Source organism: Citrobacter sp. wls827 (assembly GCF_005280875.1).
GTDB classification, from domain to species: domain Bacteria; phylum Pseudomonadota; class Gammaproteobacteria; order Enterobacterales; family Enterobacteriaceae; genus Citrobacter; species Citrobacter youngae.
The window spans coordinates 81054-100097 of the sequence record NZ_SZWR01000019.1 but is presented as its reverse complement, the minus strand read 5'-3'; the positions used below and the strand labels follow the sequence as shown (position 1 = coordinate 100097).

The following is a 19044-nucleotide window of genomic DNA, read 5'->3' as shown; positions in this document are numbered from 1 at the left end:
TTAAGTTTCCTTAAGCGGGCTTCTTAAATATGGCTCCTCTGACTGGGATCGCCTTCGCCATTAACTGGCTGATTGGTAAGCTAAACCTAAAAATTGGGGTTGTCAAGACCACCAGAATGACCACCTATTTTTTCTGGTTTTTTCTTTCTGTACACAAGTCGAGTACTATGGCTTGTACACCACCTCATCTATGCTTTTCTTCAAACCAGATAAAGCGCAAAAAAGCTGTGCGGTAGATCGCCAAGGATTACTACATAACATCAGGAGCCAGATAAATGATGGAAGGTAAACTAATTTTCTGCTCGGACTCAATACTACGCTTTCGTTCTGACTATGATGAAACGACGGCCCTTCCGTTACTCTCAATACAGAAAGCCATTTCAGATACCGATCCATTTTTTCTTCTCAGGTTCTTTCGTCATACCGTGATGATTGAAGAAGGAACAACGCTGGCGAATATCTTTTTTGCGATTGAGCCGTGGAAGGAATTGCTAACCGCTTACTTGGATCGGGATGTTGGAGCCTATATTGACGAAGTAAGAAAACCATCTAAACCTACCACATGGGATCTTGAATGGATTGGCATTGATCGCCGTAGCTCTGTTTACCGCGCATATCAGCATCAGGATATGGGAGACGGTGAGGATTTTACAGCCTGGTTTAACCGTGAGCGGATCCCTACTGAAGAATTTGATATTGAAAGTAGCTGTGATGCTTCCGGTTTTATCAAAGGAGATAAAGAACGCTGGAGCCTTAGCGAAAATATCCACGAAATTAAAAATCTGCCAGTGATCCTCTACAACAAGCAAACGTTGATGACCTTACAGAAGGATGAGCTGCTAAAAGAAAGTGTCTCTGGTGTGAATAGTACCGGTCGAAGTCGTTTTGTTTATGGGGATACCTCCTTTTCCTTCCATGAAGTGATGGAAGCGATTTTCATTAGTGGTTTGTTTTTCCAGACGCCACGTGCTGCTGCAAGTTGCTTTGACGAGTTAAAAAATAGTATCGATGGACTGGGAAACGAGGTATCGAAGGAGGCTGAATCTAATTTCTCTGACAGTGGAGAAGATAAACAGCTAAAAATAGAAGTTGCCGATGGAGCCTTTGATTCCCTGATTACTCACATGGAGTTTGAAACCGAAAACTGGCAGCTGATCAAGAAACAATGCCAAAAAGAGGGTTCTTTGCCAGTCAGGATTGGGGTTATTACACCGGCAAAGCCGCCTAAGTTGCGATTGTGCGGAGAGATTTTAAAAGCTAATGATGCCTAATTGGTATTTTTTGTCTTCTGGTTCAGGTGGCGGAAGCCATAGGCATTCGAGGGATACTAATTAATGCCTTGTTCGACGGCGACTCAACTTCTTACTGAAAAAGGGTGCTGTAACGACATATCTCACGCGTGAGCATATTCTTTTAACAACATGGTCTATCCGGGCAGGTGAAATATCATGGAACGCAAAGGGTCGGGTTCATCGGGGGCAGGATCGCATGCTGGACGGGGATTTCGCTATCAGGATGCAGTCGGAGTATGGTTGTCACTCCGCTGTTGGAATCAAGAACTTCACTATGGCTCCGTGATCCCTGAGGGGCGAGATGATTACGAGTTACAGGGCTCCAGGGGCTCTGCTCTAGTACAAGTTAAGTCTCGTCGTGATCACATGGGATTATTCCCGATTAGTGAGGTTGTTGGTTTTGTGCGAGCGCTTTGGAGCCGGTACGAAGTATCTCCGGATCCTGGCAAAGATTTGAATCTGATCCTTGAGCGCCCTGTTATACAGGGGCCAAAAACAGATTATATTCTCACTGAACATACCGGCTTAGCTGAAGTTCTGCGGGGAGACTCTCGCTGGAAATTACTTGCACCTCGTACTCATATCTGGATAGCTGCTGGACCTGCGGAAAAAGCAATCGAAACTATCAGTCATACACTTTCTTGTGCACCAGTGGCTGCACAAGTTTACTACGGTGAATTGTTAAACCACATTGGTGGTTTGGCTGATGCGAATGGGATGGTTAAGAATGGAATATACGAAGGATTGGCTATATCCGATGTCGAAGCGGTTATTCGTCGAATGGAGCCTATCCTTGATGTAGCGGGCATGGAGATGGCTCTGCGTGAAGGATACTGCGATGCTATTGATTTTCTGACTACGGTAGACGAGCCTGTATTTTATCAGGGAGTTGATACCCGACCGGCCCATCTTGCTGCGGGCCTTGTAGTGGAAAGACCTGAAGCGCGCAGTGCGGTTTTGACTATGCTGGCTACCCAAAGAGCTGCTCTCATCGTTGGGCAGTCGGGTACCGGTAAATCAGCTCTCATGTGGGAAACAGCCCGCGTCAGCCGACATACAGTACGCTGGTTTGAAATTACGCGAGGTGACAGCTTTGACTCCCATTTGCTTATCCGTTTTGCCCGTTCATTAAGAGCGTCATCTACAGCGCCCGTTGGTTTTATTTTTGATGATGTGGGTAAAGGAAAAGTGGGCCTTTGGGATAGCTTGCTGCGTGAGGCAAGAGCCGGAAGCGGCATTCTTCTACTCGGTTCAATCAGAGAAGAAGACATTTTTATGCTAACTACCCGGTCTTTCGCCGGAGAGATCCGCCCAACCGTGGAAGACGTTGTCGCAGAACGTATTTGGCAACAGCTTTCTCATCAGGGACAAACCACATGGGCTGGCTGGCGAGAGCCATGGGCGCAAAGTAATGGGCTTTTGCTCGAGTACACGCATATCCTCACCCGTGGTGAACGGCTGGAAATAGTTCTTGGAGAACAGATAGATTGTCGCCTTCGTGAGGCAAGGGATGCCGAGCTGGCTATTCTTCGTATTACCGCACTGGCTGGTGCTGCGGGGGCGATGGTTGATATTGACCGGTTATCTGAAGTTTTAGACCTCTCTCAGAGCGATCTTTCCCGAGCGCTGCGGCGGCTCATTGATGAACATCTCATTTCCAAATCCCGAAATGGGCAGTTGGGAGGGCTGCATCAGCTACGCTCTGCGGCTATTTCCAGTTTCTGCCATAAGTATCCGCCACCAACACTGTTGCATACCATCGCAGAAGCTGTACTTGCTGTTCACAACATGAATCTGGATATGTTTGTGGCTTATATCATCATCCATTATCCAGAAGCGAAAGCTGCTTTGATTAAGGCGATTACGACCCGAATCGAGCGTGAGCACAATCCCGCTGTGTTAGCTACTGTGCTTTCAGGATTGGGGCAAGCACATATTGAGATGACGCTGCGGGATTGGATCCCGGAGGTGAAAGCGATGGGGGCAGAATCGACGCTTATCACAGGTATTGTTATGTTTGCTGTAGCTAATGCAGACCTTTCCTCGGATATTTTCCCTGAACGTATTAAAGATTCAATGCGGGTATTGCAAACACGCTCTGCTTCTGACCCCCGTCTGGCTTTACTCTCTCAGCTTTCATCAACAGCTATTAAGCAGATCGTTTCTGTTGCGACGGTATCAAACCTTCGCGAACTTCTTGGTGCTCTATTAGGATTAGCGACCCCAGTTAATATTCGGCAGATGATTGCTGATGTAAGGCCCTGTTTTGATAAGCTGGATCTCATGTCAATCGCCGATCTACTGGGTGCCGCCCGGCTTGTCGATACTGAGATTGCAATGGTATGGGCTAGGAACAATAATCCAGAGCAATTAATTGCACGTGTTCCACTTGAGGTCCCATGGGCTGGTCCTGTTGTTATTGAAAGTGCACCGGAAGGTCGATTGTTACGTAGCTCAATCTTCCATGTTGCCCATTCCGTTCAGACAGACGTTCATGAAGACGCTGTACAGCTTTGCACACTCCTGCTTGGAATAGATCCTACGGCCGCAGTTGTCGCTGTTGATGCTGTTGCAGCGGGAGGTTTTCTTTCAGGAACGCCAGATTATCCCCTTGCGACTAAGCGAATTCCCAGAGATAACTTGCCTCCATCTGCATTACCCGAATGGAATAAACGTTGGATTGCGACGGCAGCCAGGCTGGTAGGGACAGAAAACTATACGGACTACTTACGGCGTGCTCTTGTACTGTTAAATGAACTCGTTCCACTCGTTGAAAAAATTCTGGACGGCGCCTTACGTGGCAAAACGCCGTCATCTAAAATTCTGGGGCGATATGGTGCCGTGCATGAAGCTACCCGTGAACTCACTCCGCCAAACGGAGGTAATCTAATCGGTATGGCTACAGAGCTGCATGCCACGCCTGTTCAGAATATATTATTTTGTTGTTCTGCGGATCTTATACGGCGATTTATCTCTCTTCCTGAAGGGTGTGGAGCATACATTTCGTGGCTGAAAGATTTGTTAAAAGACATAGAAAAGTCAAAGAATTACCCATGGGATTTGATCGGCGGATATCCAGAAAAATCCTTTACCCGATTGCAAGAACTCATCATGTCGCTACGTTTGCTGTCAGCAGAAGCAGGGACTCAGGGAAAGAAACCAACACAACTATGGGTAGCAGAAGCCAAACTGGCTACCCGTGGAGGAGCATTGAGTAGTGCTGTCAGAGTGGTGAGGCGTCAATTTAATAAATTAGTATCCGATTGCCTAGTGGAAGTAGAAACCAGACTGGAAAGCGAAAAAATTGCAATAGAACTTCATGCTCGCCCTGACTGGGAGGAGCCTTTACCGTGGCCAACATCAGAATTTCTGGCGATTGTTGATCTTGAGTATCCCGAAGACTGGCTGATATGGCTTGAGGAAAATGGAGCGTATATTCAGAATGCAATTGGCAACCATCGTCGTCTATGGATTATTCCCCGTATTGCAGGAATTTTAGTATCGCGCCTTACTGTCAGTGCGATAATTAATCTCTTTGCTTCTCCGTATGCCGTTGATGACTGGCTAGATGAATTAAAATTCCCCCGACTGAACGATATGCTGACTCAGGCCGCGCAGCCCGTATTGGCACTCATCAGCGAGCTTGATGGATTACGTCATTTCGATCTTGGAACAGAGAGTCGTCCCGGGGTGGAGCAATCTGTACGTCAGGAAGATGAAAAAGCACTGATAGCCGCTTTGCAAGAATTTGAACAGATAGCAGAAGGTACGCCAGTTCAAATGCTGCTCCGGCAACTCAATGAAGAATGTATATCTGGGCGAGTTGCCATCGCTGCGGGAGAGGCGGCTATGCTACATGGTCAATTCACTCCAGGAGGCGAAGCGTTACTGATGCTTCAATCAACTTTACTGACTCAGGATCTGGTGACTGCTTTGTTGCAAACATAGGTTATTGCATTTCCCCTCTCCTGACAAAACAGCGGAAGCCAGAGAATATACCCAGGCTTCCGTTACCATATTGTACGATTACAGCTTTTCGATCTCACTGGTTACATCAAAAACGTATCCCAACCGACGACCGCAGACATGAATGTTTAACCATATAAAAATATGGGATTAAGTTTCTGACGTTTGCATAATGTCAGGTAAAATACGCACTTAACTACCATAACGGTTGCGATTGGGCGTAGCATAATAAGTGCCCGTACAACCCCTCGAATACAAGCCGTCTCAGCGAGTATTTCACATAGCCCTCTAACGCTGTGTTTGGTGCGTTAATACGTCCATACCCGATTTTCAAAATGCAGTTGTGCCAGAAGGAATTGAAGACATGCAATCCGAACAAAATCACAACATTCGACATCTTCCATTACCACAAAGTGTCAGAGAAGCCATTACCGCAGCAAGAAAACAGGCCGGTACGTTTTACTCCTTTACCGAAGCAGATACACCACTACTGATTCAGTCCCAGGATGGTACGGCGAGTGGCAAAAGCTATAACGTTTTCGCTCAATACATCGAAAGCGTAAATCCAGCAATCAACCCAGGCAATAGCCATCGCAATCTGGTGTTTATCACACCGCTGAAATCACAAATTGACATCCCGGAACAACTTATCGCTCGCGCCCGAGATAAGAAGATTGAATTGTTACCTTATCTTTCGCAAGGGGATATCGCAGATCTTGGTTTTACTTCATGGGTGAAATCTCCTGAAGGGAAAACACCTACAAACCGGGAACGTTATCGCCGCTGGATCAAGCAAGCCAACAAATTGATGTCTGGTGACATTCAGCTTATTTTTCAACGTCTGAAAGCGGAAGTTGATGCGCGTAATAGTCTGGAAGTACGTCTGGAAACAGAGATTAAAGTGGGGGCAACGTTTGAACAAAAACGTCTGGAGGATGAGTTACGTCTCAATAGTTTTCATTTAGCCGGTCGATTACAGGAAGCGACTGTGGCGATGCTTAATGCCCTGAATCAGGATCTGGCGGCTTTACTTGATGGGGAAGCGGCTAACCCTCGATATGCACTGGCGACGGAAATGGTTAAACATCTTTTCCCGTTTCAGATTGCACTGTATCGCCGATGTATCTTGCTGGCCACGACGAAAAAGTTCGATGGAAGTGTGCTGTTACTGAAACGTGATAAAGAAGGCGGCTATCACCGGAGTTCACAACAACTGGACCACGTTCTGGGTCAGAAAAAAAGCCTCAAAGTGAATCCGTTAGGCGAGATTGCTAACCAGACTAATCCACAGCGAATTGAGAGCTTAAAAGAGCAATATTGGATAACCGACGAAGACTCACCTTTCGCACAACGTGATATTCGTTTTACATTAGTTCTGGACGAAGAGCACGAAGCCTACCGTATCTTCCAGCAGAATGTTTGCCAGACATTAATGAACGACGATCAGCAGCTTCCTTCGTTACTGGCAATTTTACATCGTGTACTGGAATATGTGGATGAATGTTCTTCCGATGAAAGAGCGCCAGGGTATACCCCTCTGAAAAATTATGTCGATGAGATCAACAAAGCCTTATTACAATGTGATTTACGACCAGATTTCGATCTTAAGAAGCTGACCAGACTCTTTAGAAATAGTTTGCTTGATATCGTCGTCGATAGCCGTAATGCTGAGCAGGTTATCGCGTTAATTGGTAATATTTTCAGTTATCAGATTCAGCGATTTTACCGTGAGTCAGATCTTCGTCGTATTCATTTACGTAGTCACGGGCGTCATTCATACACTGAAGTCTATGTTTCTGAAGATGACAAAAAAGTTCCAGATGAATTTACCCTATATGAACTGTATCAGACACTGACTGCTCTATTATTAGCCTCTGCCCGGTTGGAAACACCCAAACATGTCTGCGATTTGCTTGCACAGCAGGAGATGGCAAATCAGAATAACCCATTGTCTGTTTTCATTCGTAAAGCCCAAAGTATTAAAGGAGATATAGATCATTTGTCTTCCAGTGAACCTCAGAAAGAACAGTTGATAGATGACTTTTTTACCTATTTTCAACCCAAGACATTGTTTTCCCTTTCGCCACGTGAACAGGTAAGAATTGAGGCTGAACAACTGAGGGGATGGGTATTACTCAAATTTCGGATGGAGTTAATTAAGGAGTTACCCGAAATAGCATTATTACGTGTGCTTTATAATACACGTAATACTATTATTTTACTGTCTGCTACAGCAGGATTTCCTGCAACGTATAATGGGCAGTACAGCCGCCCGTTTCTGGATAAATACGCCCGTGACTTGAACTATCGCATCAGGCAGCGGGATGTTGATTCTGCTTCGCCCCTGTCGGCGATCCGCGACAACAGAAACCTTCATCGTCCTGTAGCGCTGGAGGTATTTGACGATCAGGTACTGGAGTTTTTACCACAAAACGAGGAGCCTGAGTTCAGGAATGCATATCGTTTCTGGCTCAAAATGCTCGAACCATACTCTACAGCCGTTCAGTTTAATCGCTATCATAAACGAGAGTTTCATCGCCAGTTACAGAGTATGTTACTTGCGGCCTATACTGGTCGGCACATTCTATGTATTGGGATCAGTAGCCGTTTTTTTGCGATTATCGGGAATTTTCTTCGTGCCAATAAGTTAAGTGCAAATCCCTATCGTGGGGTCGCTATTCTTGACAATGAAACACGTCGGGGGAACGATTTACCTCGTGTATTTGAAATCACTCCTTTTGCTGAGCGGCATAGATTACGTGTCGTCATGTTTGATTCAAAACTCAACCGGGAAGATCCGGTAAGAGACTATCTGCAAATTGATCACCAAAACTTAGCAATATGCATGGTTTCCCACTTCCAGGGGGCTGGCACAGGGCTTAATTATTATGTCACTTATCCGGTACCGTCAGAACCTACAGGAGCAGATTCAGAGCAAATCGACTTTGATGAATTAGCAATGGTCTGCGGTAGCTACTGGAGTCAGATTAATGCAACTCCATCGCGAAACACGCTGGAAAATTATATTACCTTACTTAAGCATTATGCTCATGGAAGCGTGCCTCGTCAGGTTGGTGATTTCGATACGGATCTAGTTGATTCTGATGCTGCCCAATTGCTGGATACTGAACATACCGTCGAGCTTCATAAAATTGCAATGCAAACTATTGGCCGCACAGAACGGCGTGATGCCCAAATGGATGGGATTATTCGTTTACCTTCTGGTGTTCATCATAATGCATTGTGTGTTTTTCGGGATTTGGATCGTCATCCAAATGCACAACCGTTACTTGCTTCCCTGAGTCTGCATAACCACCTATGGTTCAAACGCGCAAAAGAGGATTTATTAAAAGCCAGCTTTTCTTTCGATAGTCAGCGTAGCGAATTTGAAAATAAAGTTGTTAAAGCAATAGATATGTATAGTGACTTTGAAGCTGAACTGAAAAATAAAATTCTGCCACTGGCAAGACAAGGTGATCGAAATGCAATTGAGTTAAATGAAGCATTACGTCACCGGGACTGTTTTACCGATCCTCAGTCATATATGAAGCGTCTTAAACGCAACGCGATTATTAAGAAAAATGCTTACCTTAGCGACTGTGTAAGCCATTTTTATCTGGAGCGCACTGCCGATTGGGAAAATGTGATACTAGCTAAAACCTTAGATGGTTATGGATTAACAGATATTTCAGCTGGGGCAAATCCATACAAACCGGAATATTGTTTACCCCAATATCATGAAGCCATGGCTGAAGAGTCATCCGGGACTGAACAGCGTATTTTTGCGAAGATTCTGGGATTAGAGGCCACGCCTTTACAACAATACATTCCCATCCCTTCATTGATGCCACTTTTGATTGGCAACATTGGTGAATGGCAATTACACCTTGTGCTCCAGGAAATGAATATTACGCCCATCCTACCACAAGAGCTGTCACACTATCTGGATAGCCATTGTTATGAGCTGTTTGATGTGTACTGCATTAACAAGAACCGGATTGTTGCAATCGATGTAAAAAACTGGCGAATGCAAGGAAATAACCGCCAATTAGCGAAAAAAATGCATAATAACTCATTGGGGAAAGTCAGTGAGTTGCAGAAAATCGTTGCAGAAAAAACACAGTTTGATGGTGTTGATGTTGTTTATCTTAATACCCGATATGCTTTAAACAGCCTCAACATTCGTGCCGAACATTCTAACCATAAGGGGATCTGTTATTATAACCTTTTTAAAAGTATTTCATCTTATGAAAAAGATAATGGCAAAAATCCTTATGATGCAAAAATAAAATCAGAATTAAGAATAAATGAATACTTACTTAATCTTCTAGGAGTGAATTATGACTGATGTAACTGATAGTCTACAGCATAATGAAACGGATGTTGTGATGGCTGCCGAATGGGACCTTCAGCCTTCAGATTATGCACCTAAAGCACGAACACAGCTCTTTGATATTCATGATGCTGCTGATGTAATGTTGGAAAAACTTCTGCAATTATCCTCGGCAAATGGTTGGGGAATTGATGCAATCTGTATCAACAAGGTAAAAGAATACACCATGAAATGGGATGATTTTTTTATTGAGTTGCACAGGGAAATTCAAAATACATTATCCTTAAAGCTGGGAGTGAAAAATAACAGGGAGTTTCAGTATCAAACGTTAAGAAAAGCAAACAGCTATCTTGTGATGTTTCTGTCACCAGATGCCCGTCCGTATCATCAATGGGTTAATGAACTAAAAATAAAGGGCTTTGATCAATATAAAATTGCTCAAACTGTGCTCGGGTTGCGTCTGAAACTACATTTTTTAGAGAATGCCGGGAAGTATTTTGAGGTGAGTTATGGGGCCTATAATAGCGAAGTTTTTCTGGGTGCTGTCGTACAAAAAGAAGAACCAGACAAGAGAGGAAACTATTACGTCGATGCATTGCAAAGTGACCTCTTTTACAGCCCGGATTATGGTGACCTCACCTTTACTCTGAAAGGGATCTGCTTCAGAGCTAAAGCGGAAGAGCTTGGTGTACTCAGCGATTATGGTCGGATTCTGATTAAGGGTAAAAAATCATTGCAGTTGCTTGAGAAAGTAGATGGTAGAAAATACCGGAAAATGCCCTATATGCGTTTTGCCAGTAAGGATTATTCTGGCTGCAAAAATCACGCAGAGAATCTGGTTCAGCGCGTGCTCGGTGATATCCTGTCTCAGGCTAATATCACTTTCTCGCCACGTGTTTTTTACGCAACCCACTGCCAGTTAAACTTTTTAACGACCAATAGTAAAATACTTCAGCGTCCGTTAGTTATTATAGATAATATTAATAGTGGAGAAAATACAGAGGCGCATCAGCTATTTATTCACTATCTGAAAAAAGAATTAGGTGCAGTAGTTATAATGCCACCTCGAGAACTTATTGAACTGGATAAAAATGTTAACTATCTGGTGCTGAATCAGTCTAAAAAAATAAACGGGTCCAGCATTTCTCTTGGTGATGATACCTTCTTAAACTCTACCTGGCAGGCATTGAATGAAGCAAAAGCGGGTAAAAAAGAGCTATTGGATTATTATTCAAGGCTAAAAGTGGATTTCATCCTTGATTTTGAGAATAATCATCAGCGAGTCTTTCAGGGATGTAATATTGAATCTATAGAGCAGAATAAAAAAGATCCTGTTACCCAGTCGGTTAAAAAAGTGCTTAATCCAGTACCTGTCGCTAAGCTGGAAATGATCCGCAGTGAACTTTGGCTAAAAGAAGCAGTGCTGGTGAGAAAGAAACTTACCGGTTTTAGCATTAACGATGGTGAATATATTCTTGTCTCAATTCGGTGTTCCTCTTCCGGAAACAGAAGAGGGAATGATTTTTATGGCGTTGCTACGCCCGTCGTATTCAGCCATGGCGTAATGAACATCGCAGAGCCGAAAATGTATACCGATGAGGTCGATTTCCGTAATAATGTTCCAGGGATGAATGTCAACTGTATTGATAAATTGCGTGATGATAATTTCTATCTTGTTGATACAAGAAATGAGGTTGTGATTAAACGATACAATACCGTTCGTATTCCGAGATTATTAGGTTCTGCGGAGCGTTGTTCTCTTCAGGTAGCAGAAGAGAATCAGGATAAAATTAATAAATTTGGTGCAGCGGATAAAACATGTTTGCCTTACTACTTAACTCCAAAACCTAAAAGTCATGCTGTCAGCCAGTATCAACAACTCTTTATTGAAAAACGAGGTAATGAAGCATTACTTTTTTGTACCAAAAGTAACCAACCCAACCAGATTATGGACAGGGCAACCTTAGTTTATAATTTGGTGGCGACAACATTTGACGGTAAAGAGGCTGATGTGATGGCGCAACCAGCAACTGAACTACTGTTGCGAACTTTAACTTACGATACCACCCGTTATAATGAAGTCAGTCAGACATCTCTTCTGGAAAAGATATCGCGTTTAATGCTGCATAACTAATTCTATCAGCTTTTAACGTGGGTTATTCTTGATCAGGCCATGTGTTATGGCCTGAATATTTTTAAACCGGATAATATCGAACCTGTTCGTTCACTGAATCAACTCCGGCAACCTATAAAGCAAACGCCTGGCAGATGGCCAGCCTGCATCCATAAAAATATCCAGACTTTCTATCAGACTGGTGCGTCGGTGCTCTTCTTCAAAAATGATTTTATAGTCGGCAAGAAACACCCCCATCATTTTTACCAACTGTTCCATTCCCATATGTTCGTTCTGGAAACCAAACCTTGTTCCGTGACGTAATGCATGGGCCATCAGATCAAAACATTTTGCAGGATCGACAGGAACCAGCGTCTCCAGCAGTTCCAGAAGGTAGTAAATAGTGTGTGGCGTGCTGCAATCACCAATGCGCCGCATGTGCAGTTCAGTTTCGTTTAGAAATCTCTTAACTTCTTCTTTTTCTAATGGTTTCTCAGGATTATGTTTCCCTTCACAAACAAAGCGAAGTTGCAGACATGCTCCGTCTATAATTGCAAAACAGCGTCTTACGTCTTCCAGTTCAATCTCTGTCAGATCAGTGTGGGGTGAATATTCTTCCAGTTTTTTTCCGGCAGCATCAATAATGCTATAGGCTATATCTAACGCCCGTCGTCTGATTCCAATGTCCTTCGGTGTACTCTGTTCGGCAAAGCCAAGAACGAATCCATCCCTTAATGTAAATAAAATTTGTTTAAGTTCATGGCTATAAATAGTGGGTTCGACAATCCAGTATTGAAGAATATCATATGCTTCCCTGATTTCATGGACTCCCCAGAGAATTGCCAGATCGATGCTAACTATCTTGCGAATACGGTGCTGACGTTCAGGATCGTTACTAAAACGTCCCAGCAGTTTCTGGATAAGACAGAAAGAACGCGTCGGGTCGGTATATAGCAGATGTCTTATTCCATACCCAACCATATGCTCTATTATGCCGGTATTGATTTCCTGCTCCACGCGTTCATTCAGATAATGCCATACACTCTCCTGATCAATATCCCACAATCGTAACAGGCGTGTTGATGCCTGAAGGCGAACGGCAGGATGAGGATCAATCAGTATCCTTTCAATATCTGGTTTCAGTCGATCGTACAGATCGGGACGTAATGGAATAACATCCAGAAAAACTTGTGCAGCATCAATTCTCGGTGCAGGAGAGCCCCAGCTAACGCTGTTGGCAAAATTATCCTCGGTATCTTCGTTGACAGTTGGCGATACTGCGCGAGAAGTCATATGCAATAAGTCCAAAAAATGAGGGGTCAGCTCATCTGCCCGATGGTCATTTACAGGCGGTAATAATTTCTGTTCAACAGCCGCAGCGCAGGTCCGAACAATAACATCCTCTGCGGTTGTGCGCACATAGATATGAATATTTACAGCATTGAGTTGTTCACGAAGCGGCTCGAGAATGCCAAAAACATCTTCCAGCGATAATTCAGAGGAGAGTGTATTATTTGTCGTTAACCCCAGTGCAGTTTTCGCTGTTTTGACAGCACTGATAAGCATGGCATTGGCTGGCTCATTTTGATCCAGATCTTCGATAAAATCATAAGGTATACCCGTACTAATGTTTACCGGAGAAATATCGAAAAGCCTTTTATTGCCTGATATTTCATCATCTCCCTGCGTGTTTTTCAGAAAGTCCCGGGCGGCTTCAGTAGAAAGATTATCTGAGCCAATCGCGTTGAAAAGGCGATATAACAGTCGTTTCTTTGCTTCTTCCGGGTAAATATGGCCAGAGAAATTATACCGGAATGCTGCATTCTCCAGCATTTGCCGTTCCTCCAGTGGACGCCGGGCAATTCCTTTGCTGACCAAATCGATAGCATCTTTACGAGTATCTTCGTTCCGGATAAACGCTTCCTGCGCGGCAATGGGCCAGAGAAAATCAACCAGGCTATCATTACGTTCATTTGCCGCCAGAAAGAGCCTGGCCCAGAAGATTGCCAGTGAGGCTTTTTGACGAATAAGTTCTGCGAGAACTAACACGTCTGGTTCAGTCGCGCTTTTCAAATGCTGAAATAGTTTCTTAACCAGTACTTCTCCGTCATGCGCGTGTTCGCCTGTAGGATTGTACGCCCAGATGTGGCTGTGATCGGCTTTAAGAAAGATATCATTCCCGGAAATGGATAAATGCATCACTGGGGAATCGACAGGATGGTGCCGGGCAACATATCCATTTAAAGCGTTAACGGCAGCATCAACAGCCTGCTCGGGATGTTGTTCGAGAAAATGGGAGAAAAACTCACCGAGTGAATAACGAGCCGATTCATAGTCCTGCCGGGCATTTGATCTCAAAGGTAGAATTCGGCTGTTCCCAAGCGTAGTTTGCCGTTCTTCGGTGACATCGTAGCGATAGACAAACTTGAATACGCTGGTAACAAACTCAGGAGCATAATCTGCGATTTTCTTGATGTTGTAACAGAGTACGGGAATTTCCTCTGAACCAAAATGCTGGAGACGTTTGACGGAAATAATTTGCTCCAGTAAACGGCAAGACGCATCAACATTGGTATTGATCGTATCTGCAACGAAAGGTATAGCACTTCTGACAAAATAGCCCGGCTCACTCTGCTTAAGGCCATAAGAAAGCACGGCGCGGCAGGCTGTACCCAGAATATTGCGTAGATCAGGATCAGTCACCTGCTTAGTAAGCGGATGCAGCAAAAATCGCAATGTCTCTGCGACTTTATTGATGTCAGGCGTTAAAGCAGAGACCAGATATACCCACGGAAGCAGAGCCACTTCTTTTTCATCTTCAAATCGAATTGCCAGCGCGCCGCAGAGATGACTGAGTGTGGAAATAACGTTCTGATCGTCCATTGCCACACGTTTAGCGAGGCAGAGCAGGTCGTTTTGTGCAACAGGATATTCAGCCGCAATTCGGCCTGTCGAACTACGGATAATGGGATCGCCATCGCTATCATTAACCAGATGACTTACCGCTTGCCAGAAACCGTGATGATCTTCGTTATAATCCCAGATTTCCTGGAGCACAAAACCCAGTGCGGGAGAAAGCAACAATCCCTGAGCCTGCTGTTTAGGGAAACGCAAGGTTCCCGCAATGAGTGCGTCAGGATCGAATGATATTTTTGCCGCAGCATAGTCAAAGAGCAGATGATGACGAAACTGTACCCAGCGATCGCTAGCCTCCCTGACGACAACGCCTTCACGAGAGAGTGTATCAATCATATCAGCATCTGCGCCTGTCAACAGAGATGGAGCCCTGAGTGAACGTGTGGCAATCATATGATCAACCAGAGCCTTAAGACACTGCCGAGCATTCAGCCCATGTTTCTCAACGCGATACTGCCAGTAGAGTTTTAATAATTCGCTCTGGGATGAAATACGACTCAGATTAATATCAGCATATTGCGAAACCAGGTCGGCCAGCAATCGTGTGTTAAACGGTACTTTTGCTAAATCGCGAAGCCTGTCAGAAGCCTGATTAAGTGCTGCGGTCAGCGCTGAAGATTGTTCCAGTAACTGGCTGAATTCGTTATCTGACCAGCGTGGAATAACAATATGGCAAACCGAAGAAAACTGCGTATCGGCACGTTCTGCCACTGGGGGATGACCCTTAAACAGATCGCGAAGCTTCACCCCCATACGCAAATCGAAACTGCGAATGGAGGCAATAACGCGCCATCGCCCCTTTTGATTCAGTACCTGTTCAATCAGGGGACGAAAAACGGCCTCACCTTTACCCCCACGGGTCGCATCCAGTGCATCAATAATCAGCCAGCCGTGAGACGTACCATCCCATGCTTCAAGCACTTCAGTCAGACAATGATCCAGCCGGAGTTCACGGCTCAGTCCTTCGAGTGACTCAACCGAATAGTGATCAACCGCCAGTTCAAGAACATCGTCCCCACGATTGCGCAGGCTACGAGCCAGTGCATTCAGTACGCCGCTTTTACCGGCTCCGGGTTCACCAATAATTAATAGCGAGCCGGACTGCACAGCCTGCTCAACCGCATCCTGGCATTCCCTGCGCAAGGTAATCGGCTGGCCGGAGGAATTATCGATGGTTTCATACTGCTGCAAGACATTGGCAACGTGCTGAGAGTGGCGGATAAGTTGATGAATATCCGCCTGATATTGTGGCGGTGCGGCCAGTTTAATCCCTTTTCCTGCCAGCAGGTTACGTAATAATAATGCATCACAGCCACCACGTCGGGACATTATCTCCCCACAGGTGGTGACAAGAATACTCAGGGCTGCTGCTGAGTCAGTTTCTCTGGCAAGACTGCGGCTAAGTCGCATCTGAAGTGTTGATGCGATATTTTCAACATCAACAACGTGAACGACAATCAGACGGGCAAGTTCGGCTAACAGACCTGATGGCTGGGGCTCCGTGGTAATCCGACCCCACGCGGTCAACACACAGCGTTCGAAAATATCAGACGCTGATTTCTGTTTCCTGTTCATAGCTCCGCGGCCTTGTTGGGAAAGGTGGCGTAACGCGGCGGAAAGATCGGTCCGAACAGTCGCTGATGCTTTGATACTTACGGCTAAAATCAGCCGATCTTTCTCCGGCGACAGAGGGCGGTTCCAGTCCAGAGAACCATCACCATCCCGACAGGTTAGCCAGTGTTGGACGAACTGTTCAATTGTCCGGTAAAAAGGACTCTTTTCTTTATCTGAAAGTGGGACCGTTGTTTTTGCCTGAATTGCAAGAAATCCGCCCACAGAAGTTGCCACAAGAATATCGTCAACTGGCGCTTCAGTTTCGAAACGAAGCCGAACAGGTGCTGCATCACCCAGTACTAATGAAGGATCCAACGGGTCATTACTCAGGATCTGAGCGGCGAAAAACGCGCCTAATTGTTGTTGAAAGATAATACCGCTGCTGGTTGCCGCGCCACCACCGTTTGAGGGACCGCTCATATTCGTATCAGACAAGTTTCACCTTCATAGCATGAATTCCGTGTTGGCGTTTATTTTACGGACAGGCGATTGGTAAAACAAAGAGATAAAAGTACAGTACCCGGGTAAAACCGTCATTGCGACAATGGTATTTCAAATGCGAGCTCTTGCCGTCCATCACCAATCGCAGTATCCTTACCCCGCACCTGCAAAATCAGGCGCCGGGATTGGAACCCCGAGAAATGTTACAGGCGACATACGACGCGCCCGCGTCTTTTTTTATGTCGTGCGCTCGGCTATACCTCAATGGTGGGCTGGGCGGGGGCACCGAAAGGTGCGCCGGTTGCCTGTAACGCCGGTAGTTCCAACCCCGTTCAGTCCACCACCATGAGATTGGAACCTCTGGTGGTGGGTTTTTAACCCGTTACAGGAGGATGCCTTTATGGCTACGATCCCCACTCAGACACACCCGTCACTTGCTGTTCCCTTTAATGCCACTACGGATTTCACCATACTCGCCAGTCACTGCGAAACCTTTGCCGAAACCCTGATTGAAAGCAACGATCCCGCGTTGAAAATGGCGCTCTGCGGCAGAATCAACACCTGTCTGACGCTGCTGCAACCCACACTGTTAGAACCTGTTCCTCCCCATCTGGTTGAAAGCCTGACCGTTGACACGCTGCCTGCCAGTTCTCCGCGTTTCGATCCTGAATGTACGGAGCTTTGTCGTTACTGCCTTGCTATCACGCAAACTCTGTCGGGGCTGGGATTTGCCTCTGAAACAGAGAAGTACCTTAGCTGGCTGCTGTACGACCTGATTAACTACTTCGCTGCGGAAATGAAAGCCCCGCGCTGGCTGCGTACCGCCGGTGGCGTGAAGTTTATTGATGGTGTGGAGATTAAAGCATGATGCAGTCTGACTGGCATCCCGCCGACATTATCGCCGGACTGAAAAAACGTGGCACTTCGCTGTCAGCGCTTTCGCGTCAGGCAGGGCTGGCATCCTCCACGCTGGCAAATGCGCTTACCCGCCGCTGGCCTAAAGGCGAAAGATTGATTGCTGAAGCGTTAGATGTTGTGCCTGAAAAAATCTGGCCTTCACGCTACCGTAAACCAGAATACCGATAAGACAAACGGCTCTCCCGATCTTTTTCCTGCCCTTGCAGATGAGAGATCGGGAGAATGCCAGTAACGTGCGGCAACTCAGCATTTAACCAAATCAGCGGGAAATGTTTTTCAGGCAAAAACAGTTTCCTCTTTCGGCACTCGTCACATTCGCATTATTTTCTCTCTGCAACAAATAGCCCTCCGGGGCGCCCTTATACGCTTCACGACCTGCAAGAAGCGGCCTGATTTCAGGCTGGTCGTCCCTTTACCGACAATACCTTTGAAAATGTCGGACTGCGTTGCAGTTAAGGTCACTCTTCACATTGCGTCAATATCTGAACTGGTTTTTCGGTACAGATCGTAAAACGGTGAATGCTATGCATGCCATTCACTGAAATACCCGAATGCGTCTTCAGCTTTGCAGCAACGACGCATGAATCCCTCATTCCATCGTTTCATAATTATCTTTATAGCTTTACACCTATATAGTTTTTAACCTATATTATTCAGGAGGTCCCGTGTGGACGATTAAAACAACGGATATGTTTGATCACTGGTTTTCCTCGCTTAATGATACCGATCGGGCCAGCGTGCTTGCAGCGCTGTTGGTCCTGCGTGAAAAGGGGCCGGGTTTGTCCAGACCTTATGCCGATACGCTCAGAGGCTCCCGCTTTAGCAACATGAAAGAGTTGCGTATTCAAAGTCGGGGTGATCCGATACGGGCATTTTTCGCTTTTGATCCGACCCGTACCGGCATTGTACTTTGTGCCGGAAATAAGGTCGGCAATGAAAAACGTTTTTACGATGAGATGCTCCCGGTTGCAGATCGGGAATTCACGAACTGGCTGAACACAATAAAAGAGAAGGAGTAACGCGATGGGCAGAACGCTGGAACAGCTTATTGCGGATGAAAAACCTGAAGTCGTGGCCGAAGCTCAGGCGATGGCGACGGACATCCTGCTCAACATCCACCTTGCCGAACTGCGCGAGGAAGTACAGAAAACGCAGGTCGAAATGGCGCAGGTGCTGGGCATCAGACAACCTACTGTTGCCGGTATGGAAAAACCGGGGCGCGACCTGAAACTGTCCACGCTGAAACGTTACGTTGAGGCGACCGGCGGCAAGCTACGCCTTGATATTGAACTGCCGGATGGCTCTCACTACGGATTTGTACTGTAAACACTGACGCTCCCTGAACCGGAGCGTCAGCCCCCTCTGTATAACGGGCTGCTGCCTGCATTGCCGACAGGCTTTGCTGCCGCGTGACCGTAAAACTGCACCAGCCTGTGATTTTAAAAACACTG

9 protein-coding genes are annotated in these 19044 nt (G+C 45.8%); 8 read left to right on the top strand and 1 reads right to left on the bottom strand.

The window, feature by feature from the left end; translation table 11 throughout:
- The first annotated feature begins 278 nt into the window (after positions 1-278).
- From FDX03_RS15800 to FDX03_RS15785, 4 genes are all read left to right on the top strand, one after another.
- Entirely contained in the window at positions 279-1271 is a 993-nt protein-coding gene (locus tag FDX03_RS15800) for a hypothetical protein (protein WP_137346287.1), read from the top strand.
- 387 nt (positions 1272-1658) lie between these two features.
- Complete coding sequence (locus tag FDX03_RS15795) at positions 1659-5240, top strand: hypothetical protein (RefSeq protein ID WP_137346216.1); 3582 nt, start codon at positions 1659-1661, stop codon at positions 5238-5240.
- 382 nt (positions 5241-5622) lie between these two features.
- Positions 5623-9606 carry a hypothetical protein gene (locus FDX03_RS15790; RefSeq protein ID WP_137346215.1) on the top strand — a complete coding sequence of 1328 codons (3984 nt, stop codon included), beginning with the start codon at positions 5623-5625 and terminating at the stop codon, positions 9604-9606.
- Positions 9599-11725, top strand: a complete 2127-nt coding sequence (locus tag FDX03_RS15785; protein WP_137346214.1) for a hypothetical protein — start codon at positions 9599-9601, stop codon at positions 11723-11725. The genes FDX03_RS15790 and FDX03_RS15785 overlap by 8 nt, the downstream gene beginning before the upstream one ends.
- 90 nt (positions 11726-11815) lie before the next feature.
- Here the strand turns inward: FDX03_RS15785 and FDX03_RS15780 are convergent, their stop codons facing one another.
- On the bottom strand, positions 11816-16669 hold the full coding sequence (locus FDX03_RS15780; RefSeq protein ID WP_137346213.1) for an ATP-binding protein: 4854 nt from the start codon (positions 16667-16669) through the stop codon (positions 11816-11818).
- Between the two features lie 406 nt (positions 16670-17075).
- Here FDX03_RS15780 and FDX03_RS23525 point away from each other — a divergent pair, with 406 nt between their 5' ends.
- The 4 genes from FDX03_RS23525 (at position 17076) to FDX03_RS15760 (ending at position 18919) form a co-directional block, all read left to right on the top strand.
- A complete protein-coding gene (locus tag FDX03_RS23525; protein WP_124022135.1) occupies positions 17076-17543 on the top strand; it encodes a hypothetical protein in 468 nt (155 codons plus the stop codon).
- Positions 17540-17761: a helix-turn-helix transcriptional regulator gene (locus tag FDX03_RS15770; protein ID WP_137346212.1), complete on the top strand. Its 222-nt coding sequence runs from the start codon at positions 17540-17542 to the stop codon at positions 17759-17761. The genes FDX03_RS23525 and FDX03_RS15770 overlap by 4 nt, the downstream gene beginning before the upstream one ends.
- A gap of 497 nt (positions 17762-18258) precedes the next feature.
- A complete protein-coding gene (locus FDX03_RS15765; RefSeq protein ID WP_003842123.1) occupies positions 18259-18612 on the top strand; it encodes a type II toxin-antitoxin system RelE/ParE family toxin in 354 nt (117 codons plus the stop codon).
- A 4-nt stretch (positions 18613-18616) separates the two neighbouring features.
- Positions 18617-18919, top strand: a complete 303-nt coding sequence (locus FDX03_RS15760; protein WP_137346211.1) for a helix-turn-helix domain-containing protein — start codon at positions 18617-18619, stop codon at positions 18917-18919.
- Positions 18920-19044: the final 125 nt, after the last annotated feature.

Bases quoted from the DNA above. Each gene is read 5' to 3' on its own strand.
- FDX03_RS15800 (WP_137346287.1), top strand. From the start codon at position 279: ATGGAAGGTAAACTAATTTTCTGCTCGGACTCAATACTACGCTTTCGT.
- FDX03_RS15795 (WP_137346216.1), top strand. From the start codon at position 1,659: ATGGGATTATTCCCGATTAGTGAGGTTGTTGGTTTTGTGCGAGCGCTT.
- FDX03_RS15790 (WP_137346215.1), top strand. From the start codon at position 5,623: ATGCAATCCGAACAAAATCACAACATTCGACATCTTCCATTACCACAA.
- FDX03_RS15785 (WP_137346214.1), top strand. From the start codon at position 9,599: ATGACTGATGTAACTGATAGTCTACAGCATAATGAAACGGATGTTGTG.
- FDX03_RS23525 (WP_124022135.1), top strand. From the start codon at position 17,076: ATGGCTACGATCCCCACTCAGACACACCCGTCACTTGCTGTTCCCTTT.
- FDX03_RS15770 (WP_137346212.1), top strand. From the start codon at position 17,540: ATGATGCAGTCTGACTGGCATCCCGCCGACATTATCGCCGGACTGAAA.
- FDX03_RS15760 (WP_137346211.1), top strand. From the start codon at position 18,617: ATGGGCAGAACGCTGGAACAGCTTATTGCGGATGAAAAACCTGAAGTC.